The following is a 22424-nucleotide window of genomic DNA, read 5'->3' on the forward strand; positions in this document are numbered from 1 at the left end:
CGCGTTAGCCTGTCATCTGAATGCGCACCCGGCGCCGCCCGGTGGCGGCCCCGGATTCGGGATTGACGAAAGTGGTCCAGCCGAGCTGACAGCTGCCGTGGTCGCCAAGGCGCATGGGCTGCACCGCGCTTTCCAGCAATTCCAGCTCGAGGTCGTAGGCCAGGGGCTCGCGCAGCACGAAGCTCACCAGCGTCTTGAGCGGCGCGTGCTCGCAGCCGTCAGGCAGAAAATCGCGAAAGCGGGCCAGGCCCAATCCCTTGAGGCACAGCGCAAACTTGCCGCCCACATCGGCGACCCGCTCCCCGGCAACCATGTCCTGCCCCAGGGTCATGGCCGAGCGACCGCTGCGGCTGCGCTGGTCCTCGGGAATCTCGACCCAGCGGTGTACCCACTGCTCGACGCTGACATCGTCAAGATCGAAGCAGTGGCCGACCACGCTGCAGACCACTTCCGGTGAACGCGAGCGCCCCGCCAGCAGCCCGGCATAGGCGAGCATCTTGCCCCAGTTGATCGGCGTCTCGCCGCGCAGCTCGACGTCGGCCAACCCCACCAGTGCGAACACCGCGGCGGAGAAGCCGTCACCGGCACCGTCCTGGTAGCGCACGTAGTGGCGGTATTTGCGCCAGCTGCGATGCACCAGGGTCAGCAGGCGGTGATTGAAGAAGTCGAGAAAATCGCGGGCGACGCCTTCGTGGTGAGCCGCCTCGTGGGCCAGCGACTCCAGGTAGTAGCCCGGCAGCGGCGACTGGGAACCCTGTAGGCCGAAAAAGCTGACCTCGAGCGCGTATTCGCCGCTGGGGCGGGGCTCGAGAGCCACCACGTCGCTGCCGGGGAAGCCCAGTGACGCCGAAGCGCTGAAACGCACACGCTCGTGCCCCGGGCGCACATTGTCGATGCGCTCGAGGTCATCGTCGTGATGACGATGCAACAGCTCGACGAGCTGGTAGAAATCGTAGCGCCGGGCCCCTTCGATCAGGGCCACCGGGGCTAGATCAGGGGTTGTTGGCCCGGCTGCAAGGTCCATGCGTAGCGTTCCTGGTTGTGGCGATTGATGACGTGCAGTTCATGGAACGAATTGATGCTGGCATAGAGCGAGAAGAATCGTGCCAGCACGCTGCCGAACAGATAGAGGCTGCCTTCGTCACCGAAGGCTTCCTGATCCAGCGTCATGACCGAGCGCAGACCGCGCACCGGCAGCCCGCGCTTGAGCCGGTCGATGGAGCGGGTCTCGATGTCGACCACGCCGGCCAGACGCTTCTGCGACACCCGCTCGGCCTGGCGGTCGACCAGGGCGCGGAAATCATAGGCGCGCAGCACCGAACACAGCGCATCGCGCTCGAGCAGCGACAGATAGTTGAGCGACAGGTTGGAGATCAGTGTCCAAAGCAGGCTGCCGTCCAGGGTCGGTCGCAGCGCCGGCGTCGGACGCGTGATATTGCGGTAATCGGCAAAGACCGGGCTGGTATCGGTGGAAGCACAGATGTCCCCCACTGCCAGTCGTTCGGGCAGGGTGCGGTTGCTGCAGGTCAGACGCAGCGAAATGGTTTCGCGCATACCCAGACAGGCCTGCTCGTCGCCACGCACGAAAGCGATATCGTGGTCGAAGCCGTCTCCGCGAAGGCTGTCGCGCACCCGCACCCTGAAGTAGCGGGCCACGCGCCCTCGGTCACGCTCGATCTGGTGCTGGAAGCTCTCGAACGGCACATACTGACGCGGTTCGCCGCGCATCTTGCCGGTATCGCCCTCCAGCCACCCCTGCACCGCATCGACGCTGAACACCTCGTAGTGCTCCGGCGCGCGGCTGCTGGGATGAATGCGATATTCGCTGCGCTCGCCGTTGAGATCGATGGGGTCGGCATCGTGGCTGAACAGGTTGATCGCCGGGGCGCAGTAAAGCGCCAGATGTTCGTCGCGCACCTTGGCGTCGGCGGGCAATGTGCGTGAGAACACGAAGCGCAGCACGATGCGTGAGGCATGGCGCGCCGGCAGCTGCCGGCCCAGTCCCACCAGATCGACGAAGTGGAAGGCCTCGGGAAAGCAGAGGTACTCCTGCAGAATGCGATAGCCCTGGTGCACGTTACGTGGGTAGGGCAGCAGCGCATGTTCCTTGTCGAAACCCACCGGGGTGAGCATGTCGCGGGGCAGCGGCGTGACGACGCCGTCGATCTCCAGCTCCAGGCGCGATAGATAATGACCCAGCCACAGGTAGAGGCTGCGCGCGGTATAGCCACCGCCGCCCAGATGCAGACGCAGATCATCGATCCCCAGGGCATCGAGGGGCTGATCGCTGTCGACATTCAGCGCCAACTCGACGACGGAGGACTCACGGGAGTGCTGCGCTTCGACGCCGGCGTGAATCAGCGGATAGAGCGCCACGTCGTGACAGACGCGAAAACGACAGGCGGTACCGGCGATCGGGCGCGCCGCCACCGTGGTGCCGACAGCCACCTCCTGACGGCCGCTCAGCGCGCCCTGCTTGGGCGTGAACTGCATGATCGTCATGCTCGGCACCGGGCGCAGGTAGTTGGGCCACAGCATGGCGATGAGCGAATGGGTCAGCTCGGGGAACTCGTCCTCGACCTTCTCGCGCATGCGACCGGTCAGGAAGGCAAAGCCTTCCAGCAGGCGCTCGACGTCCGGGTCCGTGCTGCGCTCGGAGAGGAAGCGGCTAAGGCCGGGGTTGGCCTCGGCGAACTCCCGCCCCTGCAGCTTCAGATAGTCGAGCTCATCCCGGTAATAACGATTGAGCATGCGCGCCTCGCTCCGTAGGGGCTGTATTGCTTAGGTGCTTAGTTCAGGCACTGGTAGCGCTTGTCATTGAGCAGCAGATCGATGGTGGCCTGGCCGTGGTCACGGCCGAGATCCACCGTGGCATGCACCTGAAAACGCAACTGCAGCGGGTCGCTGCCACGCGGCAGCGACTCCACTTCCACCTGCCGCACACGCGGCTCGAATCGTTCGATGCACTGTCGAATGGCGCGCTGAATGTTGCGCTCCAGATCGAGCACACCGATGGTCGCGTCATTGAAGTCGAGAAGCCCCAGCTCCGGAGCACACTCGCTGTGCCCCGGATGGCTGTTGAGCAGGTCGACCAGATGGCGCTTGATGGACTCGACGATCTCGGCAAGACCGGCCTCTTCGCCGCCCTCTTCCGGCCGCTCGGGCGCCGCCAGGCGTTCGAACAAGCGGTTGCCGAGCACGCCGCCACGGTGAAGCGTCATGGCCGCGCCCTCCCTTTACTCCTTGTCCAGGCGACCCACCAGCGACAGCTCGAAGTTTGCGCCCATGTACTTGAAGTGCGGGCGCACGGCCAGGGAGACCTGATACCAGCCCGGATCGCCCTCGACATCGGAAACCTGGATCGAGGCGGCACGCAGCGGACGGCGGCTACGTACCTCGGCCGGCGGGTTCTCCTGATCGGCGACGTACTGGCGGATCCAGACGTTGAGTTCGCGCTCGAGATCCTGGCGCTCCTTCCAGGAACCGATCTGCTCGCGCTGCAGCACCTTGATGTAGTGGGCAAGGCGGTTGACGATGAACATGTAGGGCAGCTGGGTACCGAGCTTGTAGTTGGTCTCGGCGGCCTTGCCCTCGGGCGTGTTGGGGAAGACCTTGGGTTTCTGCACCGAATTGGCGGAGAAGAAGGCGGCGTTGTCGCTGCCCTTGCGCATGGTCAGCGAGATGAAACCCTCTTCGGCCATTTCGAACTCGCGGCGGTCGGTGACCAGCACCTCGGTAGGAATCTTGGCCTGCAGCTGGCCCAGCGCCTCGTAGGTGTGTACCGGCAAGTTCTCCACCGCGCCGCCGCTCTGCGGCCCGATGATGTTGGGGCACCAGCGGTACTTGGCGAAGCTGTCGGTGAGTCGCTCGGCCAGCAGGTAGGCGGTGTTGCCCCACAGATAGTCTTCGTGGCTTTCCGTGACCGTTTCGCGGTAATGGAAGGTCTTGACCGGATTCTCGACCGGGTCGTAGGGCATGCGCAGCAGGAAGCGCGGTGCCGTCAGACCCAGGTAGCGGGCATCCTCGGACTCACGCAGGCTGCGCCAGCGGGCGTACTTGGGCCCTTCGAAGATCGCCTTGAAGTCCTTGATGTTGGGCAGCTCCTGGAAGCTGTCGATGCCGAAAAAGCTCGGCGCCACCGAGGAAAGGAACGGCGCGTGCGCCATGGCGCCCACCGCGGCGGTGAATTGCAGCAGCTTGATGTCGGGGGTCGAAGGCGAGAAGTCGTAGTTGCCGATGATGGCACCCACCGGCTCGCCGCCGAACTGGCCGTACTCGGCCGCGTAGACATGCTGGTAGAGCCCGCTCTGGCTCAGCTCGGGAGCGAACTCGAAATCCTCCAGCAGCTCTTCCTTGGTGGCGTGGAGCAGGTCGAGTTTGATGTTCTGGCGGAAGTCGGTGCGATCGACCAGCAGCTTGAGGCCGCGCCAGGCCGATTCGATCTGCTGGAAACCGCGGTCGTGCAGGATTTCGTCGACCTGGCTGCCGATCTTGCGATCGAGCTCGACGATCATGCGGTCCACTACCGCCTTGTTGACCTGCGGAGTGCCGTCATTGCTCCGCAGCAGTTCGGCGATGAAGGCCGCCACGCCTTGCTTGGCGATATCGTAGCCGTCCTCGGTCGGTGCCAGGCGGGTCTGCGCCATCACCTGATCGAGAAGGGAACCCTCGGCTTGGGCCTCGGCGGCCTGCCCCTGCGTCTGTGCCATTTCGCTCATTGTCGATGCCTCGAATTCGTTACCTGCCTGGCATTCGCCTTGCTATAGCTCGGCGCGCCGTCGCTGCTGTGTCGCTAGGGCTCAGTCGCGGGAGTCGTCCCGCGGCTCCAGCAGCTCAAGCTCGGCGAGCAGCTGAGCTCGCGCCTCGTCGCTTTCCATCAGCTTCTGCAGCCGATCGCGGAATGCCGGCACGTTGCCCAGCGGCCCCTTCAGGGCAACCAGCGCCTCACGCAGCTCCACCAACTTGCACAGCTCGGGCACCTGGCGTGCCACGCTGTCGGGGGTAAAGTCTTCGAGCGACTTGAACTGGAGATTCACCGCCAGATCGCCGGCTTCCTCACCCTCTTCGAGGCGGTTGGGCACGCTGGCCGTCAGGCTCAGACCGGCTTCGCGCATCACCGAGTGGAAGTTGTTCTTGTCCAGCGACAGCTTTTCACGCGCCTCGATCGGCGTGGCCTCGGCACCGCCCTTGAAGTCGCCTACCACCAGCAGCTTGAGCGGCAGCTCGGTTTCGGCCTGCTGATCGCCGGTAGCCGGCACGTACTTGATGTTGATGCGCTCTTTCGGCGCAACGGTTCCTTCCTTCGCCATGAATAAGCTCCCTGATGGACCGCCTTGTTGGAAATCGCAATCTGCGTAGACAACTCACCACGCCCTGTCCGCACCGGCCCATGAGGTGAAGGCTGATGCGTCCGACATTGAGGTGAGAAAGGTTATCGCTTGCTCGTGAGGCGAGAGAGTAATCAGGCTTTTGGAATGTGCCAAACGGCACGATCTGCCACGGGTGGGTTACTGTACGGATACGTAACGTCGTTTTAGCTTACACTTATTTGCCGTCGCTCCCGCAGCGGCGCGGTTCATCCCGGCGCGCAGTCCGACACCGACAGGATGGCAGGCAGATCGCTTACAGCTCATGTAGGAAATAAGCTACACCAATATAAGAAATATAAGGCAAACACATACGCCATTCGCCTCACCGTGACGTCGCCCTTAGTCGCATGGTGGGTATGAGGAAACTCCGTCGTAGAGGCCCATACGAACAAGCCGGGCATCTGCCCGGCTTGTTCGTTTTCTCGCCTTACCGTTCAACCGAGACGAGCCCGTATTGCCGCTTCGATACCGGCGGCATCCAGACCGCATTCGGCCAGCAGCTCACCCGGCTTGCCATGTTCGACGAAGGCGTCGGGCAGCCCCAGATTGAGAACAGCGACCTGCACACCCTCGGCGGCGAGCAGCTCGACCACACCGCTACCGGCACCACCGGCAATCACGTTCTCCTCCAAGGTCACCAGCAGGTCGTGCTCGGCAGCGGCAGCCAGAATCGCCTCGCGGTCGAGCGGTTTGACCGAGCGCATGTTGAGGTGGGTGGCATCGAGGCTTGCGGCCACCTCGACGGCCGGGCCGTTCAGGCTACCAAAGGCGAGCAGGGCCACTCGCTTGCCCGGCTCGGCGCCGTTCTCGCGGCGAAGCTCCGCCTTGCCGATCTCCAGCGGCTCCAGATGTCGGGGTATCGCCACTCCCGGGCCGTTGCCTCGCGGGTAGCGCACGGCAGCCGGGCCAGGGTAGTGATAGGCGGCACTCAGCATGGCACGGCACTCGGCCTCGTCGGCCGGAGCCAGAATCACCATGCCGGGAACGCAGCGCAGAAAGGAGAGGTCCATGCTGCCGTGATGGGTGGGGCCGTCTTCACCTACCAGGCCGGCGCGGTCGATGGCAAAGGTGACATCCAGGTCCTGCACCGCGACATCGTGTATCAGCTGGTCGTAGCCTCGCTGCAGAAACGTCGAGTAGATCGCCACCACCGGCTTCATCGCTTCGCAAGCCATGCCGGCGGCCAGCGTCACCGCGTGCTGCTCGGCAATGGCCACGTCGTAATAGCGCTCGGGGTACTCACGGGAGAAGCGGATCAGATCGGATCCCTCGCGCATTGCCGGGGTAATGCCGATCAGGCGCTCGTCCACCGCTGCCATGTCGCACAGCCACTCGCCGAAGACGTTGCAATACTTCGGCTTCTTCTTTGCCGGCGCGGCAGCAGGGGCATCGCTGCTCTTCTCCAGCTTGGTGATGGCGTGGTAGCCGATGGGATCGGCCTCGGCGGGTAGGAAACCACGTCCCTTGCGCGTTCTCACATGCAGGAACTGAGGGCCATCGAGGTCGCGAATGTTGCGCAGGGTCTGGATCAGAGTCGGGAGGTCGTGGCCGTCGATGGGGCCGATGTAGTTGAAGCCCATCTCCTCGAACAGCGTGGCCGGGCTGACCATGCCTTTCATGTGCTCCTCGGTGCGACGCGCCAGCTCCAGCGCTCCCGGCAGGTGAGAAAGCACCCGCTTGCCCTCTTCGCGGATGGCGAGGTAGGGCTTGCTGGAAAGAATGCTGGCCAGGTAACTGGCAATGCCGCCGACGTTTTCCGAGATCGACATCTCGTTGTCGTTGAGCACCACCAACATGTTGGCGTCGACATGGCCGGCGTGAGCCAGCGCCTCGAAGGCCATGCCCGCCGTCAAGGCGCCGTCACCGATTACCGCACACACGCGGCGTTTGTCGCCGCGAGAGGCACTGGCCAGTGCCATGCCCAGCGCAGCCGAGATCGAGGTGCTGGAGTGACCGACACCGAAGGTGTCGTAGGACGACTCGGCGCGCCGTGGAAACGCCGCCAGGCCGCCGTACTGGCGAATGCTTGGCATTGCCTCACGCCGGCCGGTCAGAATCTTGTGCGGGTAGGCCTGGTGGCCGACATCCCACACCAGCCGGTCGTGGGGCGTTTCCAGCGCATGGTGCAGGGCGACGGTGAGCTCCACCACGCCGAGACCGGCACCGAAGTGTCCGCCGCTGCGGCCTACGCTATACAGCAGATAGGCACGCAGTTCGTCGGCGATCTGCAGCAGTTGGGCACTGCTCATGGCCCGCAGTGCCGCCGGTGTGTTCAGCGAATCGAGCAGCGGGGTCGGCGGGCGCTCGACAGGAATTACGTCGTAGAGCTTCATTGCGATTCGGTCGTCCTGGCTATGAGGCCAAATGGCGGCTAGTGGTCGCGCTCGATCATGTATCGGGCCAGTTGGGCCAGCGGGCTGCCCGCTTCTCCCAGCGGTTGCAGCGCCGCCAGCGCCTCGTCGGTCAGCTCGAGAGCTCGGCGGCGAGCCCCCTCGAGACCCAGCAGTGCCGGGTAGGTCGGCTTGTCGCGGGCGGCATCGGCGCCCGAGGCCTTGCCCAGGGTACTGGTGTCACCGGTGACGTCGAGGACGTCGTCATGGATCTGGAAGGCGAGGCCGAGCGCCTCGGCATAGCGATCCAGGGCAGCCACGCGGGAATCCTCTTCATCCACGGCGGAAAGCCCCCCTAGACGCACCGCAGCACGAATCAGCGCACCGGTCTTGTGCGCATGCATGGTGGCCAGGGCTTCAACGTCAGGGTGGCCGCCCACGGCCGCCAAGTCCAATGCTTGTCCGCCGACCATGCCATTACGCCCAGCAGCAGTCGCCAAGGTAACGATCATGGCCGGGAGGCGCGGATGAGAAGCACGCGCCAGCACTTCGAAGGCCAGGGTCTGCAGGGCATCGCCGGCCAGTATCGCCGTGGCTTCATCGAAGGCGCGATGCACCGTGGGCTGGCCGCGGCGCAGGTCGTCGTCATCCATGGCCGGCAAATCGTCGTGCACCAGCGAGTAGGCGTGGATAAGCTCGATGGCCGCGGCCGGTGCATCGAGCCGATCGTCGCTGGCGCCGAGTGCCCGCCCGGCCAAGTAGACCAGCAGCGGCCGCAGGCGCTTGCCCCCCACCAGCAGAGCGTGGCGCATGGCATCTTCCAGCCTCGGCGCCGTGGGCTCGTGCTGTTCCAGGACGTGCTCGAGGAAAGCGTCGACCCGAGCTCTGTCAGCCGCCAGGCGTTGAGTGAAACGATCAGCGTTCACTGTCATCCTCCGGCGTCGGGGCGTCGAAAGGCACGAAGTCGATGCCGCCGTCGGGTCGCTCGATCAGGGTACGCACCCTCAGCTCGGCTTCGTCGAGGCGACGCTGGGCATTGCGGGTCAGGTTCACGCCCTGCTCAAAAGCCGCGAGCGAACCCTCCAGCGAGAGCTCGCCGGACTCCAGCTGCTCCACCAGTTGCTCCAGCCGCTCGACGGTCGCCGCGAAGTCGACTTCAGCCTCGCCGCTCGGCGCTTCGCTCGCCTCTTGCTTGTCACGCTCGGCCATGACACCTCTGAATCGTTGCCGCAGTTTTCTGGAGGCACAGTATACACGCACTGCCCCGCTGGGCGTCTGCCCGCGCCGCGCCACGTGCACCATACTCATCTTCGCGACGCAGCATTTTCATCTTGACGCGTATCTGCTGTGTTAAGATGAGCGCCCTGTTTCCAGCCTGATACCGGATGCTACCGAGCCGTTTCGGCACCCTCCGGTCTCCCAGTACAGCCAGCACGCGGCGCACCAAGAAGGGGTTGATTCGACCATGGCCAAAACGTCCCTGGACAAGAGCAAGATCAAGATCCTGCTGCTCGAGGGCGTCCACCAGAGCGCGGTGGACAATTTCCTGAATGCCGGTTATACCAACATCGAGCACCTGCCCACCTCGCTCGACGAGGCCGCGCTGATCGAGAAGGTCCGCGACGTGCACTTCCTCGGCATTCGTTCTCGCACTCAGCTCAATGAGCGCGTGTTCGCCGCCGCCGAGAAACTCAACTCCGTGGGCTGCTTCTGCATCGGCACCAATCAGGTCGATCTGCGGGCAGCGCTGTCGCGTGGTATCCCGGTCTTCAATGCGCCCTACTCCAACACCCGCTCGGTGGCGGAACTCGTGCTGGCCGAAGCCATCATGCTGCTGCGCGGCATTCCCGAGAAGAACGCCCGCGCCCACCAGGGCGGCTGGATGAAGAGCGCCAAGAATTCCCACGAGGCCCGCGGCAAGACGCTGGGGATCGTCGGCTACGGCAACATCGGCGCCCAGCTTTCGGTACTGGCCGAGTCGCTCGGCTTCAACGTCATTTTCTACGACGTGGTGACCAAGCTCGGCATGGGCAACGCCAGCCAAGTAGCCAGCCTCGAGGAGCTGCTGGCCCGGGCCGACGTGGTCAGTCTGCACGTTCCCGAACTGCCCTCTACCAAGTGGATGATCGGCAAGGATCAGCTGGCGCTGATGAAGCCCAGCGGCATTCTGATCAACGCCTCCCGCGGCAGCGTGGTGGTGATCGAGGAGCTGGCCGAAGCACTTCAGGCCGGCCGGCTCTACGGTGCCGCCATCGACGTCTTCCCGGTGGAGCCCAAGGGCAACGACGAGGAGTTCGTCAGCCCGCTGCGCGGGATTCCCAATGTCATCCTCACGCCCCACGTCGGCGGCTCGACCCTCGAAGCCCAGGAGAACATCGGCATCGAGGTGTCGGAGAAACTGATCACCTACTCCGACAACGGCACCACCGTCACCGCGGTCAATTTCCCCGAAGTCGCGCTGCCGGCCCATCCGGACAAGCATCGCGTGCTGCACATCCACGACAACGTGCCGGGCGTGCTCTCGGAGATCAACCGCGTGCTATCCGAGAGCGGTATCAACATCTCCGGTCAGTACCTGCAGACCAACGAGAAAGTCGGCTACGTGGTCATCGACGTGGACAAGGCCTACGGCCCCCAAGCGCTGGAGGCGCTGCGCAAGGTCGAGCACACCCTGCGCGTGCGGGTGCTCTACTCCGAGACCAACTACGAGGGGTAAGCGCAACGCTGCACCTCGAGCCGCCGCGCCACCTGGCGCGGCGGCTTTCGCTACAGCGCCTGAATATCGATCACATAGCCAATGATCGGATAACCGGCCTGCTTGGCGGCCTTCTCGGCCTCGAGCTGCGCTTCCAGTTTGGAAATACTGCTGGAGCGGTGCTCGAAGACGGTATCGACTTCCAGTTTGCGGGTGCGCACCGCGAGCCGAACCAGGTGCCCGGTCTTGTAGGCCTCGGCGAACGGTTCACCGTCCCCTGGCTTGGCAGGCTTTTTCCTGGGGCTCGTGCTGCCCGGCAGCTCGACCGGCGCTGACGGCGCATGGCCAGGCTTCATGAAGGCGTCTATCTCTCGCTTGACGCTCTGTTCGAACTCGCTCAGTTCGTCGCTCATTCGTCCTCCAGTGACAGATATTCGCGCCCCGTTCGGAACATAACAAAACTCCCTCAAGAAGTTACTAACCCAAGTTATGGCCTTGGCTCCGTCTGGTTCGACGCGATGGTCTTTGCTGTGCTAATTATTGCTGCTGAAACGTTTCGTCGCCCATCAAGGAAGAGTGCATGCCGACCTCCCTCGCCTACCTGATCGTCGTGCTGGTTTGGGCTACCACCCCGCTTGCCATCAAGTGGAGCGCCGAGGCAGGCGCGCCGGTGGGCAGCGTCATGCTACGCATGCTGATTGCGTTCCTGGCTGGGCTCGCGTTCATGTTGTTGCTGCGCCGCGGCATGCGATACGACTGGCGTGCCATCAAAAGCTATGCTGCTGCGGTTCCAGGGGTATTTGGTGCGATGGCCCTCAGCTATCATGCCTCAATGACTTTGCCTTCCGGCATGATGTCGGTGATTTTTGGCATGGCACCCTTGATCTCCGGGCTGATTCTCCAGTTTCTACCTGGCGCCGTGAAGCTGCGCCGCTGGCATTGGTTCGGCTGTTCACTGGGCGTGGTGGGCCTGGCCGTGGTGTTTGCCGATAGCCTTATCCTGGGCAGCGACCAGCTGCCTGCCCTACTGATGATGTTAGTCGCCGTGACGCTGTTCTGTGCCAGCGGTATCGCCGTTCAGCGCATGGCGGCGGGCCTCGGGCCCCTGGAACAGACCCTGGGCGCACTGGGTTTGAGCCTGCCTTGTTTCTTCGTCCTGTGGCTGATCAGTGGCGAGCCCATGGCGGTGCCGCTGAGCTCTCGCGGACTCTGGTCGGTAGCCTACCTGGCCCTGTTCGGTTCGCTGCTGGGCTTTCTGTGCTACTTCCTCATCCTCTCTCGTCTTACCGCCGCCAGCGTGGCGCTAGTCACGCTGATAACACCGGTGCTGGCACTGGGTCTGGGCATGACCCTCAATCAGGAACAACCCTCGTCGTCGATGCTGGCGGGCGCCGTGCTGATCCTGGTAGCGCTCGGCGCCTACCTGTTCGGCGACAGACTGGCCCGGCTCAAGGCGGCGCGCGAGCTGAAGTGATACTGAGCCAACCGGTTTAGGCAGACTCGCGCAGGAGCTGGTTTTTTAACGCCGCATGGCCAAGCGCAGACAGTTTCAGGCAGCCTAGAAACAGGTCTGCATCACCTCGACTACCTCGAGCCTGTCGTCGACACGGCAGATACGCCGCCACTTGTCGAAGGTCAGGCAAGGGTGGGAAGCGCCGAAGGCGACGATATCACCCACCTTTACGCGATCATTGCCAATACCGAGCTCCTCCTCATCCTGGGTAAACCTGACAAAGGCGTGCTGGTCCATCAGCTTGGTCACGCGCCAGCCTGCTACCGATAGCGGGCGCCCGAACTCATCGCCTTCACGATAGCGGCGCAACGGCTCGGGCAGCTGATCGTAACCGATGTCGCGCTTGCCCATGCCGATGATGGCCAGCCCCGGCTCGGGCAGCGAGACGACTTGAGCGAAGACTTCCAGTGCCGGCTTGAGCCCGCCTTCTATCTCGGGGTGACGCCCCTGGAGCTCGCGCTGTGCCTGACGGTAGATGCCGTGGTCGTGCACGACATAGCAGCCGGGGCGCAGTACCGGTACGAACCGCTGCGCCAGGCGCGCCTCACGGAACACCTTGGCGATCAGGTCGTACCAGGCCGAGCCGGAGGCCGTGATCAGTGGCTGCGGGCTCTCGATGAGAGCGTCGCGTTCCAGCGCCTGGGCCGCTTCGACCAGCTGCCAGGCATAGGCGCGGACGCTGGGGGCGGGGTCGTCGCCATGCACCACGCCCTCATAACCTTCGAGCCCCGCCAGTACCAGGGCCTGTTCGCTGTCGATGCGTTCGGCAAGAGCCATGACTTCGTCGGTATCACGGCAGCCGCAGCGCCCACCGGGCATGCCCAGCTCGATCAGCACCTTGAGGCGCAGGCCGCGAGCAGCGAAATAGCGCGCCAGCTGATCGACGTTGTCGGCACCGTCGACCACACAGTAGAAGTCCGCCCCCGCCTCGATCAATTCGGCGACGATCGCCATGTTGGCTTCGCCGACGAGCTGATTGGCCATCAGCAGGCGAGTGATGCCGTGATGAAAGGCGGCGCGACACTGGGGCGCGGTAGCCAGGGTAATGCCCCATGCCCCTACAGCCAGCTGGCGCTGGAACAGTTCGGGGCTCATGGTGGTCTTGCCGTGAGGCGCGAGGCGCGCACCGTGATCGTCACAGAAGCGCTGCATCCAGGCCAGATTGTGTGCCAGCGCCGCTTCGTGGATCACCGCGGCAGGTAGACTGACATCGGCCAGCAGTCGCTTGCCGGTCTGGGGCACCCCCTTGTGCCGGGTCTCGAGGTCGGACAATGAGTGGTTCATGCTTCGCTCTCACAGAGTGGACGCAGGACGGCGCGACACCGTCTTTGGTCGCAGAGATATCGAAATGCGCACGCGACAGGCTAGTCTGGTGCCGAGCACGTTGCCACAGGATACGACAATGATGACGACCCTCGATGAGCGTCCGGTGATTCGTCGCGATCGGCGCGGTGTCGCCAGCCTGACGCTGAACCGTCCAAAGCAGTTCAATGCGCTGTCGGAAGAGGTGCTCAAGGCACTGAACGGCGAGCTTTCTCGCCTGGCCAACGACGACTCGGTGCGCTGCGTGGTCATCGCCGCCGAAGGGCGTGCCTTCTGCGCCGGGCACGATCTCAAGGAGATGCGCGCCACCCCCGACAAGGCCTACTACCAGGCGCTGTTCGACCGCTGCGGTGAAGTGATGCAGCGCATCGTCAACCTGCCGGTGCCGGTCATTGCCAGGGTTCAGGGCCTGGCCACGGCTGCCGGCTGTCAGCTGGTGGCCAGCTGCGACCTGGCGGTAGCGGCCAAGTCGGCCCGCTTTGCCGTGTCGGGTATCAACGTCGGGCTGTTCTGTTCGACCCCCGCGGTGGCACTGTCACGGAACATCGGTCGCAAGCGTGCCCTCGAAATGCTGTTCACCGGTGAATTCATCGATGCCGACCAGGCCTTGGCGTGGGGGCTGGTCAATCGTGTCGCCGACGACGAGGCGCTGGACGAAGCGCTCGATGCGCTCACCGCGAGCCTTTGCGCCAAGAGTGCGGTGGCCTTGCGCACCGGCAAGGCCCTGTTTCAGCGCCAGCTGCAGATGCCGCTTCGCGAAGCTTATGCCCTGGCCGGCGAGACCATGGCCTGTGACATGATGAGCGAGGACGTCGCCGAGGGCATCGATGCCTTCATTGCCAAACGCCCTCCTCAATGGCGGCATCGCTGAGCAGCGCAAGCGCCGCTCCGTAAGCGTGGAAGCCATTTCCGCAATCGAGACAAGCTGGCATCGAGCGGGTATCCTGTTGCAGGCCTTCCAAGAAGGGCTCAGGACAACGCAGAGGAAAAACGCAGGTGAGTGAAGTCAAACGCAGAACGGCGGGGCGCCCGCCCGGTCCCGGCAAGAGCGCCAGCGGCCACAGTCAATCGCTGGTGCGCGGGCTCAATCTGCTCGAGCGCCTGGCCGCCACCCCGGGCGGACTGGCACTCTCCGAGCTGGCCGAGATGGTCGACCTGGCGCCCTCCACGACCCACCGGCTGCTGCAGGCCCTGCAAGGGCAGGGCTATATCACTCAAGACCCCGCCCTCGGCGTGTGGAAGATCGACGTCAAGACCTTCCGCATCGGCAACAGCTTTCTCGAAGCGCGCGACTTCGTTGCCACGAGTCGGCCTTTCCTGCGTCGGCTGACAGCCGAAACCGGCGAGACCGCCAACCTGGGCATTCGCGACGGCGCCACGGCCGTCTTTCTGGCCCAGAGCGAATCCTCTCAGATGATGCGCATGATCACCCGCCTGGGCTCGCGCGCGCCGCTGCACGCCTCCGGGGTCGGCAAGGCGCTGATGGCCTGGCTGCCCGACGACGAGTTCGACCGGGTACTGGCCGAGCGCGGCCTCACGCGGGTCACCGAGAATACGCTGCATACTCCCCAGGCTCTGCGCACCAACCTTGCCGAGGCACGCCGCCAGGGCTTTGCCTGTGACCGCGAAGAGCATGCCATCGGCCTGCACTGCGTGGCGGCCTGCCTGCACGACGAACACGGCGCTCCGCTGGCGGCCATTTCCGTTTCGGGCCCGGTGGCACGCATCCCCGAGTCTCGCCTGCTGGAGCTGGGCGAACTGGTCCGCAAGACCGCCGCCGAGATCACCGCCCGGCTGGGCGGCCACGTTCCCAGCCCCATCGAGACCTCGGTGGAAGCATGAGGCGCCAGCCGGTGTCGGTCGCGGCGGGATTGTGGCTGGCAACCTGTGGCGTCGCCTTGGGAGACGCCACCGCTGCCTACGACACGAGCCAAGCGGGCCTGGTAGCGGATGGCAACAAACAGCTGGTATGGATGCGCTGCAGCCTTGGGCAGCACTATCAGGACGGTCGCTGTCTGGGCGAAGCCGAACGCTTCAACTGGAGCGAGGCCCAGGCGCACGTCGAAACGCTGGCAAGCGCGGCTTGTCCCTGGCGCTTGCCACGCTTCCACGAAATGCGCGGATTGATGCAGCCATACGACGACGCCTCAGGAGAGGCGTCCATGGCCATCGATCTGGAAGTCTTTCCCGACACCCCGGCGGGCTGGTTCTGGAATCAGGCCAGCGCCGGCGGTCACTCCCAACAGGACTGCTTCGTCGACTTCAGTGGCGAAGGGCGTACGCGCTGCAACATGGGCGGGCAATTCTATCTGCGGCCGGTGATGACGCAGGAAGCCGCCGCACCCTCCTGCCAGACCCCATAGCCCGGGCGGCTAACCCTTGCTGTCACCGATCCGCTCCAGCTGACGCTCGAGCTTGCGCATCACATTGAGCAGATCGCGATATTCACCGGCGGTAAGCGTGGCCACCAGCTCCGCCTCCCAGGCCTGGGCCTCGGGGATCAGTTTGGTCAGCAGGGTCTGGCCGTCAGCGGTGAGGTGTAGATCCTGCTGACGCTGATCGTCGGGAGAGGGCGTACGGGTTATCAGTCCGCGCTCCTCAAGCGATTGAATTGCCCGCGACACGCGGGCCTTGTCCATGTTGGTGTAAGCACAGATCTTCTTCGCCGTCAGCTCATCGCAGTGGCTGAGCCAGGCGAGCACACGCCACTGCGCGATATTGAGCTGATAACGTGCCTCGTAGAGCTCCGCCAGCGCCTGGCTGATGCGATCGGCCAGGCTGTTGAGCCGGTAGGGCAGAAACTGATTCAGATCCAGCTCAGGCTTGGTCGCCGGTTCCGCCTGGCTCTCGTCCATGTTCATCTCGATACCCTCACCCTGCGCTTGCAGTGATCAATAGAGCAGTTGCGGAAGGAACAGCACGATACCGGGGAATACCAGCACCAGCAATGCGCGTGCCATGCCGGCCACCCAGAACGGCGTCACGCCGCGAAAGATCGTGCCCGTGGAGACGTCCGGCAGCACCGCTCGCAGCACGAACACGTTCATCCCCACCGGCGGGGTGATCAGGCTGATCTCGATCACGATCACCACCAGGATGCCGAACCACACCAGGTCGAAGCCGAGCCCCGCCACCACCGGGAAGAACACCGGCACGGTGAGCAGCAGCATCGACATGCTCTCGAACACGCAGCCCAGCAGCACGTAGATGGCCAGTATCACCAGGATCACCATGAACGGGGCGATGTTGAGCCCGTTGACGAAGGCCAACAGGTCGTTGGGCAACCCGGCACGGTTGATGAAGTTGGCGAATATCAGCGCGGTGAGCACCACGGCGAACAGCATGGCGGTGGTGCGCACGGTGTCCATCAGCACGTTCATCAGCACCTGCGGCGTCAGCGCACGGCGCAGCAGGGCGATGATGAAGGCACCCATGGCGCCGATGCCCGCCGCCTCGGTGGGGGTGAACACGCCCAGGTAGATGCCGCCGATCACCAGCACGAACAGCGCCAGGGTGCTGCCCACGCTCTTCAGCGCCTTGATGCGCTCGGGCCACGCGACCCTTTCGCCGGCGGGGCCTGCCGATGGGTCGCGCCACAGCACCCACTTGACCGCCGCGAGATACATGACGATGCCGAGCATGCCGGGAATGAAGCCGGCGGCGAACAACTCGCGGATGCTGGTCTCGGTGAGGATGCCGTAGATCACCAGCATCACGCTGGGCGGGATCAGGATGCCAAGGGTACCGCCCGCGGCGATGGATGCCGACGCCAGGGTGTCCTTGTAGCCGTACTTGCGCATCTGCGGCATCGCAACCCGGCCCATGGTGGCCGCCGTGGCCAGGCTCGAACCGCAGATGGCGCTGAAGCCGCCGCAGGCAACGATGGTGGCCATGGCCTGGCCGCCCTTGCGGTGGCCGAGAAAGCCGTTGGAAGCCCGGAACAGCGCATCGGACAGGCCGGCATGGGACACCAGGTTGCCCATCAGGATGAACAGCGGGATCACCGACAGGCCGTAGTCCATGGCAGTATCCACCACCCGCCGTGCGGCCATGGCTTCGGCGGCGTTCCAGTTGCCGGTGAGATAATAGAAACCGCCGAAGCCGACGATGCCCATGGCAAAGGCCAGCGGCACCCGTAAAAATGCCAGCAGCAGCAGGGCGGCGAACCCATACAGCGCTTCAGTCATTGTCGCCTCCCCGTCCTGTATGAGGGCTCAGCGGGCCGCCGCGCTGAAGCACTCCCACGCCCTCCAGCAGATAACCCACGGCGCGCAGCAGCGTCAGTGCGGCCGAGACGGCCAGCATGATCGAAATCAGATAGATGAGATAACCGTTGGGGATGCGCAGGAACTCGGTCACATCGCCCCACTCCATGGCGCGGTTGCCCAGCGCCCATACACGCCGCGCCATGATCCACAGCGCCCCGGTGACGATCAGGTTGACCAGCACCTGGCGAATCCAGATCAGCGGCGCAGGAAACACGCTGTCGAGCAGGTCGACGCTGACGTGCTCCTCGCGCCAGCACACCACCGGCAGCGACAGAAACACCAGCGCGGCCAGCATCAGTTGGGTCAGCTCGACGGTGCCGAGAATCGGCGAATTGAAGAAATAGCGTCCGGTCACGTCCGCCGTGGTCAGCAGCATCATGGCGAAGAGGGTGGCACCTGCCACCCCCTCCAGCGTCAGCTGCATGACACGGCCGACCCGCAGCCAGAACGTGGACGAGGTCGGCATGGTCAAGCCTCCAGATAGTGCAGGGTTACTGGCGAACCACGCGGTCGGCGATGCCTTCGCTCTCGGCGGCCATGGCCAGTTGTTCGCGGAAGTGCGCCAAGGCTGCCTCGGCGTCGACGCCGCGATCCGCCACGGCGGCGGTCCACTCGGCAATCAGCTCGTCGGTGACACCGCGCAGCCGCTCGATATCCGCCTCGGGAGCCTGGGTGAAGGTGGCGCCGCGCTCCTGGCCGAACTCGACACCGCTCTCGTCGGAAACGTCCATCATGTAGCCGAACAGGCGCGACAGGTGTTCACCGGACACGCGCTCGATGGCCTCGCGGTCCTCGGCCGAGACTTGGTCCCAGAACATCGGGTTCATGACGATGGCGAAGCTGCCGCGGTAGAAGCCGCCATCGACGGTCAGGGTGTGCGGCGCGACTTCCGCCACGCGGAAGCTGCGCAGGCTCTCCAGGGTCAGCATGGCGCCGTCGACCACGCCCTGAGACGCGGCTTCATAGACACCGGTAGGCGGCAGCGCCACGCCGGTCACGCCCATGGCATCGGCCAGGCCGCTCATCACGCCTCCACCGACCCGCAGGCGCTTGCCGGCGAGCTCGTCGATCGAGTCGACCTGGGTGCGGGTGAAGATCTGGCCCGGACCGTGCACCCCCATGGCCAGCACGTCGACACCGCGATGTTCGTTGGCTTGAGCCAGGAACTCCTGGTGCGTATGCCAGTAGGCCGCGGCGGCATCTTCGGAAGAGAAGTCTTCGAAGGTGGGAAACTCGGGCAGCTGAGTGGCCAGGAAGCGCCCGGCCATATGGGCGTGGAAGATCCAGCTGGCGTCGGCGATGCCGTCGGCCACGATCTCCATCTGCGCGGCCGGCGGGCCCATGTCGTGCACGACCTCGACGGTCACACGGCCTTCGGTGGCCTCTTCGATCCACGCCTTCCAGGTGGGCCATACGATGGTGTTGACGCCATGGTTGGGGCCGCCCCAGGTGCTGACGGTAATGGCGGTCTGGGCCAGCGCAGGCGTGCCGAGGCTGAGACCGAACGCCGCCACGGCGCCGATCATGAGGCGATTTGTGATTTTCATTGCGTGCTCCTAGGTCGTCACGGGGGGCGTGCTTGCGCCACCTTGTGTACCTACGTTGTTGTATGCGGCTGCACGCTCTTGGGCAGGTGGAAGCAGGAGCGCAACAGCCTGTTGTATCACGCTGTCACCTTGCCGCCAGTTACTCTCCCCTGCAACTAATTTGACAATTTATGGCATTAGACTTAGGTAGTAAAAACGCCGAAAACCCATGATCTCAAGCAATTTTTAGGCGATCGCCGAGCTATTTCCATAGCCGCGAAAGGACGGTTTGCTGGACATATAGTTTCAATAGCAACTAAGCTGCAACCATTCCGAACGACCACCGTGACCGACTACGTCCAGCGTGACGCCCCTGACGACTCTGGAGGAACCATGAGCAAGAAGTTCGCTTCCCACGCCGATACCGAAGAGAAGCAGATCAGCTTCACCAAACTGGCCGAAGGCCTTTACGCCTATACCGCCGAAGGCGACCCCAACACCGGCGTGGTGATCGGCGACGACAGCGTGATGGTGATCGACACCCAGGCCACGCCGATCATGGCCCAGGACGTGATTCGCCGTATCCGCGAGGTCACCGACCTGCCGATCAAGCACGTGGTGATGACTCACTACCACGCCGTGCGCGTGCTCGGCGCTTCCGCCTACGACGCCGAGAACATCTACGCCAGTCAGAATACCTACGACCTGATCGTCGAACGCGGTCAGCAGGATTATGAATCCGAAGTCGGCCGCTTCCCGCGCCTGTTCAAGGGTGTGGACTCGGTGCCCGGCCTGACCTGGCCCAACATCGTGTTCCAGAAGGAGCTGACGGTGTTCATGGGCAAGCGCGAAGTCCGCATCATCCATCTCGGCCGCGGCCATACCAAGGGCGACACCATCGTCTGGCTGCCCGAGGAGAAGGTGATGTTCTCCGGCGATTTGGTCGAATACGGCGCCACCCCCTACACCGGCGATGCCTATCACGAGGACTGGCCCGCCACCCTCGACCGCCTGCAGGCCATGGCCCCGCAGAAGCTGGTGCCGGGCCGCGGTGAGGCGCTGCAGTCACCCGAGCAGTGCCAGGAAGCGATTCAGGGCACCCGCGACTTTCTCAACGACATGTATGAGAGCGTCAAGGCAGGCAAGGCAGCAGGCAAGTCGCTCTCCGAGTGTTATGCCGAGACGTACGCCCTGCTCAAGCCGAAGTACGGCCACTGGGTGATCTTCGATCACTGCGTACCGTTCGACATCACCCGCTGCTATGACGAGGCCGGCGGCGAATACCCCGACCCGCGCATCTGGACCGCCGAGCGCGATACCCAGATGTGGCATTCGCTGCAGGAAGTCGTCGAGAGCCAGTAACGAGCCGTTTTACATAATGCCTGGCGGGCGGCGCCGGACAGGGTACGAGTCTGCCCGGCAGCCGCGGTCGGAGGAAGCATGCCAACTACCTACAACAATCCCGTCTATCCGTATCGGCGCGCGCCGGAGCTCGACCGTGACGACGTGCGCCACTGCCCGGTGGTGATCGTCGGCGCCGGCCCCACCGGCCTGGCCATGGCCATCGACCTGGCTCAGCAGGGCATCGAGAGTATCGTGCTCGATGACAACAATACGGTCAGCGTCGGTTCGCGGGCGATCTGCTTCGCCAAGCGCACGCTGGAGATTCTCGACCGCCTGGGCTGTGCTCAGCCGATGGTGGAAAAGGGCGTGACCTGGCAGCACGGCCGGGTGTTCTTCCAGGAGCGCGAAGTCTACGACTTCAACCTGCTGCCGGAAGCGGGCCATCGCATGCCGGCCTTCATCAACCTGCAGCAGTACTACTTCGAGGAGTATCTGGTCGATCGCGCAGACGAACTTGCCGATCGCATCGACCTGCGCTGGAAGCACAAGGTGACCGAGGTCGACAGCCGCCCCGAACGCAGCGAAGTGCTGGTCAGCACCGAGGACGGCGACTACCGCCTCGCCTGCGACTACCTGCTGGTGGCCGACGGTGCCAACAGCAAGATCCGCGACATGCTGGGCCTTGAGAGCCGCGGCCAGATCTTCCAGGACCGCTTCCTGATCGCCGACGTGATCATGAAGGCGGACTTCCCCACCGAACGCTGGTTCTGGTTCGACCCACCCTTCCATCGCAACCAGTCGGTACTGCTGCATCGCCAGCCGGACAACGTCTGGCGCATCGACTTCCAGCTGGGCTGGGACGCCGACCCGGAGGAGGAGAAGAAGGAAGAGAACATCCGCCCCCGGGTGCAGGCAATGCTCGGCGAGGACGTGGAGTTCGAGCTGGAGTGGGCCAGCGTCTACACCTTCCGCTGCCGCAAGATGGACGACTACACCCACCACCGGGTGTTCTTCATGGGCGACGCCGCCCATCAGGTCTCGCCCTTCGGCGCCCGCGGCGCCAACGGCGCGCTGCAGAGCACCGAGAATCTGGCGTGGAAGCTGGCGCGGGTACTCAAGGGTCAGGCCCCCGAGGCGCTACTTGCCACCTATAACGACGAGCGCCAGCACGGTGCTGCCGAGAACATCCTCAACTCGACCCGTGCCACCGATTTCATCACGCCCAAGAGCCGCATCAGTCGACTCTTTCGCGACAGCGTGCTGGAGCTGGCCGAGCATTACCCCTTCGCTCGCAGTCTGGTCAACAGCGGCCGCCTCTCCATGCCGTGCCGCTACGACGGCTCGCCGCTCAACGGCCACGAGGCCGAAGGCCTGCCGCTGGAGCTGCGCCCCGGCAGCCCGGCCAAGGACGCGCCGATCGATCTGACGGGCGGGCGTGCCTGGCTGCTCAACCAGCTCGGCGAACGCTTCGTGCTGCTGCTGGACGGTCGCATGGACAGTGCCCGGGCAGAGTCCCTCGCCGCCGAGCTGCGTCCGCTGCTCGAGCAGCAAGCCGATCTCGACCTGCTGCTGGTCGGCCCAGCACCCCGCCCCCTGACCGAACTACCGCGCAGCCGCCAGATCGAGGACGTGGAGAACCTGATCGCTGAGCGCTACGGCCTGACCGCCGGCGCCGGCTACCTGATTCGCCCCGACCAGCACGTCAGCGCCCGCTGGAACGCCGTCACGGCGGCAGAGGTAGGCGAGGCGATGGACCGCGCCCTGGGCGCCTATCTCGCTCCTTCCACCGTTCAGGGAGGCACCCATGCTACGGCTTGAGCTGAACCCCAATTTCACCGCCCCGGACGCCTTCTATGCCGCGCTGACGGAGCTGCATCGCGAGCGCAGCGAGGCCGAGAGCGAGCGCATCAATACCCGGCTGATCCTGCTGCTGGCCAACCACATCGGCGACCAGCAGGTGCTCGAGGAGGCATTGGCCATCGCCGGCCAGATGGGCTCGCCGCCGGATGCACAGGGCGCCGGCGAATGATCGCCGGCAGATCGAGACCCGCTAAAG

General features: G+C 64.4%; 22 protein-coding genes. 8 read left to right on the top strand and 14 right to left on the bottom strand.

Annotation, left to right across the window (positions count from 1 at the left end):
• Nucleotides 1–4 precede the first annotated feature (4 nt).
• From tssG to AC2VNO_RS17810, 8 genes are all read right to left on the bottom strand, one after another.
• Nucleotides 5–1024: a type VI secretion system baseplate subunit TssG gene (tssG, locus tag AC2VNO_RS17775; RefSeq protein WP_486935372.1), complete on the bottom strand. Its 1020-nt coding sequence runs from the start codon at nt 1022–1024 to the stop codon at nt 5–7.
• A complete protein-coding gene (tssF, locus tag AC2VNO_RS17780) occupies nt 988–2751 on the bottom strand; it encodes a type VI secretion system baseplate subunit TssF (RefSeq protein ID WP_486935373.1) in 1764 nt (587 codons plus the stop codon). The genes tssG and tssF overlap by 37 nt, the downstream gene beginning before the upstream one ends.
• Nucleotides 2752–2789: 38 nt before the next feature.
• Nucleotides 2790–3221, bottom strand: coding sequence for a type VI secretion system baseplate subunit TssE (gene tssE, locus AC2VNO_RS17785; protein ID WP_486935374.1), 432 nt, complete (start codon nt 3219–3221; stop codon nt 2790–2792).
• 15 nt (nt 3222–3236) lie between these two features.
• A complete protein-coding gene (tssC, locus tag AC2VNO_RS17790) occupies nt 3237–4718 on the bottom strand; it encodes a type VI secretion system contractile sheath large subunit (protein ID WP_486935375.1) in 1482 nt (493 codons plus the stop codon).
• An 81-nt stretch (nt 4719–4799) separates the two neighbouring features.
• A complete protein-coding gene (gene tssB / locus AC2VNO_RS17795) occupies nt 4800–5309 on the bottom strand; it encodes a type VI secretion system contractile sheath small subunit (RefSeq protein ID WP_486935376.1) in 510 nt (169 codons plus the stop codon).
• A gap of 494 nt (nt 5310–5803) precedes the next feature.
• On the bottom strand, nt 5804–7702 hold the full coding sequence (gene dxs / locus AC2VNO_RS17800; protein ID WP_486935377.1) for a 1-deoxy-D-xylulose-5-phosphate synthase: 1899 nt from the start codon (nt 7700–7702) through the stop codon (nt 5804–5806).
• Nucleotides 7703–7740: 38 nt separating this feature from the next.
• Nucleotides 7741–8631 (bottom strand): (2E,6E)-farnesyl diphosphate synthase, encoded by an 891-nt coding sequence (gene ispA / locus AC2VNO_RS17805; protein ID WP_486935378.1) that lies wholly within the window; start codon nt 8629–8631, stop codon nt 7741–7743.
• Complete coding sequence (locus AC2VNO_RS17810; protein WP_486935379.1) at nt 8615–8908, bottom strand: exodeoxyribonuclease VII small subunit; 294 nt, start codon at nt 8906–8908, stop codon at nt 8615–8617. The genes ispA and AC2VNO_RS17810 overlap by 17 nt, the downstream gene beginning before the upstream one ends.
• A 256-nt stretch (nt 8909–9164) precedes the next feature.
• Between AC2VNO_RS17810 and serA the strand changes: the two genes are divergently transcribed.
• Nucleotides 9165–10415 (top strand): phosphoglycerate dehydrogenase, encoded by a 1251-nt coding sequence (gene serA / locus AC2VNO_RS17815; protein ID WP_486935380.1) that lies wholly within the window; start codon nt 9165–9167, stop codon nt 10413–10415.
• 50 nt (nt 10416–10465) lie between these two features.
• On the opposite strand, the gene AC2VNO_RS17820 is transcribed toward serA, so the two are convergent.
• On the bottom strand, nt 10466–10807 hold the full coding sequence (locus AC2VNO_RS17820; protein WP_486935381.1) for a hypothetical protein: 342 nt from the start codon (nt 10805–10807) through the stop codon (nt 10466–10468).
• A 167-nt stretch (nt 10808–10974) separates the two neighbouring features.
• On the opposite strand from AC2VNO_RS17820, the gene AC2VNO_RS17825 reads away from it, so the two are divergent.
• Nucleotides 10975–11868 carry a DMT family transporter gene (locus AC2VNO_RS17825; RefSeq protein ID WP_486935382.1) on the top strand — a complete coding sequence of 298 codons (894 nt, stop codon included), beginning with the start codon at nt 10975–10977 and terminating at the stop codon, nt 11866–11868.
• 84 nt (nt 11869–11952) lie between these two features.
• Here AC2VNO_RS17825 and AC2VNO_RS17830 read toward each other — a convergent pair whose 3' ends face one another.
• Nucleotides 11953–13191 (bottom strand): amino acid deaminase, encoded by a 1239-nt coding sequence (locus AC2VNO_RS17830; RefSeq protein WP_486935383.1) that lies wholly within the window; start codon nt 13189–13191, stop codon nt 11953–11955.
• A 118-nt stretch (nt 13192–13309) separates the two neighbouring features.
• On the opposite strand from AC2VNO_RS17830, the gene AC2VNO_RS17835 reads away from it, so the two are divergent.
• From AC2VNO_RS17835 to AC2VNO_RS17845, 3 genes are all read left to right on the top strand, one after another.
• The gene (locus tag AC2VNO_RS17835) at nt 13310–14101 is read left to right on the top strand and encodes an enoyl-CoA hydratase (protein WP_486935384.1); all 792 of its coding nucleotides are present in this window, start codon (nt 13310–13312) and stop codon (nt 14099–14101) included.
• A 125-nt stretch (nt 14102–14226) separates the two neighbouring features.
• Complete coding sequence (locus tag AC2VNO_RS17840; RefSeq protein ID WP_486935385.1) at nt 14227–15072, top strand: IclR family transcriptional regulator; 846 nt, start codon at nt 14227–14229, stop codon at nt 15070–15072.
• On the top strand, nt 15069–15593 hold the full coding sequence (locus tag AC2VNO_RS17845; RefSeq protein WP_486935386.1) for an Lcl C-terminal domain-containing protein: 525 nt from the start codon (nt 15069–15071) through the stop codon (nt 15591–15593). The genes AC2VNO_RS17840 and AC2VNO_RS17845 overlap by 4 nt, the downstream gene beginning before the upstream one ends.
• Before the next feature lie 9 nt (nt 15594–15602).
• Here AC2VNO_RS17845 and AC2VNO_RS17850 read toward each other — a convergent pair whose 3' ends face one another.
• Genes AC2VNO_RS17850 through AC2VNO_RS17865 form a run of 4 tightly spaced genes read right to left on the bottom strand, consistent with a single transcriptional unit; the run spans nt 15603 to nt 19045 of the window.
• Entirely contained in the window at nt 15603–16091 is a 489-nt protein-coding gene (locus tag AC2VNO_RS17850) for a MarR family winged helix-turn-helix transcriptional regulator (protein ID WP_486935387.1), read from the bottom strand.
• Between the two features lie 30 nt (nt 16092–16121).
• A complete protein-coding gene (locus tag AC2VNO_RS17855) occupies nt 16122–17417 on the bottom strand; it encodes a TRAP transporter large permease (protein WP_486935388.1) in 1296 nt (431 codons plus the stop codon).
• Entirely contained in the window at nt 17410–17964 is a 555-nt protein-coding gene (locus tag AC2VNO_RS17860; RefSeq protein ID WP_486935389.1) for a TRAP transporter small permease, read from the bottom strand. Before AC2VNO_RS17860 ends, AC2VNO_RS17855 begins: the two co-directional genes overlap by 8 nt.
• 25 nt (nt 17965–17989) lie before the next feature.
• Nucleotides 17990–19045, bottom strand: coding sequence for a TRAP transporter substrate-binding protein (locus AC2VNO_RS17865; protein ID WP_486935390.1), 1056 nt, complete (start codon nt 19043–19045; stop codon nt 17990–17992).
• Between the two features lie 372 nt (nt 19046–19417).
• Here AC2VNO_RS17865 and AC2VNO_RS17870 point away from each other — a divergent pair, with 372 nt between their 5' ends.
• The 3 genes from AC2VNO_RS17870 to AC2VNO_RS17880 all read left to right on the top strand — a co-directional run bounded on the left by AC2VNO_RS17870 (nt 19418) and on the right by AC2VNO_RS17880 (nt 22397).
• Complete coding sequence (locus AC2VNO_RS17870) at nt 19418–20386, top strand: MBL fold metallo-hydrolase (protein ID WP_486935391.1); 969 nt, start codon at nt 19418–19420, stop codon at nt 20384–20386.
• Nucleotides 20387–20464: 78 nt separating this feature from the next.
• The gene (locus tag AC2VNO_RS17875; RefSeq protein WP_486935392.1) at nt 20465–22186 is read left to right on the top strand and encodes an FAD-dependent oxidoreductase; all 1722 of its coding nucleotides are present in this window, start codon (nt 20465–20467) and stop codon (nt 22184–22186) included.
• On the top strand, nt 22173–22397 hold the full coding sequence (locus tag AC2VNO_RS17880) for a DUF2783 domain-containing protein (RefSeq protein WP_486935393.1): 225 nt from the start codon (nt 22173–22175) through the stop codon (nt 22395–22397). The genes AC2VNO_RS17875 and AC2VNO_RS17880 overlap by 14 nt, the downstream gene beginning before the upstream one ends.
• The last annotated feature ends 27 nt before the right edge of the window (nt 22398–22424 follow it).

The organism is Halomonas sp. TH-94, from assembly GCF_057473365.1.

What these genes read in the sequence shown, in the direction of transcription:
- serA (WP_486935380.1), top strand. Translation starts at nt 9,165, where the DNA reads ATGGCCAAAACGTCCCTGGACAAGAGCAAGATCAAGATCCTGCTGCTC.
- AC2VNO_RS17850 (WP_486935387.1), bottom strand. Translation starts at nt 16,091, where the DNA reads ATGAACATGGACGAGAGCCAGGCGGAACCGGCGACCAAGCCTGAGCTG.
- AC2VNO_RS17855 (WP_486935388.1), bottom strand. Translation starts at nt 17,417, where the DNA reads ATGACTGAAGCGCTGTATGGGTTCGCCGCCCTGCTGCTGCTGGCATTT.
- AC2VNO_RS17865 (WP_486935390.1), bottom strand. Translation starts at nt 19,045, where the DNA reads ATGAAAATCACAAATCGCCTCATGATCGGCGCCGTGGCGGCGTTCGGT.
- tssB (WP_486935376.1), bottom strand. Translation starts at nt 5,309, where the DNA reads ATGGCGAAGGAAGGAACCGTTGCGCCGAAAGAGCGCATCAACATCAAG.
- AC2VNO_RS17825 (WP_486935382.1), top strand. Translation starts at nt 10,975, where the DNA reads ATGCCGACCTCCCTCGCCTACCTGATCGTCGTGCTGGTTTGGGCTACC.
- AC2VNO_RS17810 (WP_486935379.1), bottom strand. Translation starts at nt 8,908, where the DNA reads ATGGCCGAGCGTGACAAGCAAGAGGCGAGCGAAGCGCCGAGCGGCGAG.
- AC2VNO_RS17820 (WP_486935381.1), bottom strand. Translation starts at nt 10,807, where the DNA reads ATGAGCGACGAACTGAGCGAGTTCGAACAGAGCGTCAAGCGAGAGATA.
- AC2VNO_RS17880 (WP_486935393.1), top strand. Translation starts at nt 22,173, where the DNA reads ATGCTACGGCTTGAGCTGAACCCCAATTTCACCGCCCCGGACGCCTTC.
- ispA (WP_486935378.1), bottom strand. Translation starts at nt 8,631, where the DNA reads ATGACAGTGAACGCTGATCGTTTCACTCAACGCCTGGCGGCTGACAGA.
- AC2VNO_RS17845 (WP_486935386.1), top strand. Translation starts at nt 15,069, where the DNA reads ATGAGGCGCCAGCCGGTGTCGGTCGCGGCGGGATTGTGGCTGGCAACC.
- AC2VNO_RS17860 (WP_486935389.1), bottom strand. Translation starts at nt 17,964, where the DNA reads ATGCCGACCTCGTCCACGTTCTGGCTGCGGGTCGGCCGTGTCATGCAG.
- tssC (WP_486935375.1), bottom strand. Translation starts at nt 4,718, where the DNA reads ATGAGCGAAATGGCACAGACGCAGGGGCAGGCCGCCGAGGCCCAAGCC.
- AC2VNO_RS17835 (WP_486935384.1), top strand. Translation starts at nt 13,310, where the DNA reads ATGATGACGACCCTCGATGAGCGTCCGGTGATTCGTCGCGATCGGCGC.
- AC2VNO_RS17870 (WP_486935391.1), top strand. Translation starts at nt 19,418, where the DNA reads ATGAGCAAGAAGTTCGCTTCCCACGCCGATACCGAAGAGAAGCAGATC.
- AC2VNO_RS17830 (WP_486935383.1), bottom strand. Translation starts at nt 13,191, where the DNA reads ATGAACCACTCATTGTCCGACCTCGAGACCCGGCACAAGGGGGTGCCC.
- tssE (WP_486935374.1), bottom strand. Translation starts at nt 3,221, where the DNA reads ATGACGCTTCACCGTGGCGGCGTGCTCGGCAACCGCTTGTTCGAACGC.
- tssG (WP_486935372.1), bottom strand. Translation starts at nt 1,024, where the DNA reads ATGGACCTTGCAGCCGGGCCAACAACCCCTGATCTAGCCCCGGTGGCC.
- dxs (WP_486935377.1), bottom strand. Translation starts at nt 7,702, where the DNA reads ATGAAGCTCTACGACGTAATTCCTGTCGAGCGCCCGCCGACCCCGCTG.
- AC2VNO_RS17875 (WP_486935392.1), top strand. Translation starts at nt 20,465, where the DNA reads ATGCCAACTACCTACAACAATCCCGTCTATCCGTATCGGCGCGCGCCG.
- tssF (WP_486935373.1), bottom strand. Translation starts at nt 2,751, where the DNA reads ATGCTCAATCGTTATTACCGGGATGAGCTCGACTATCTGAAGCTGCAG.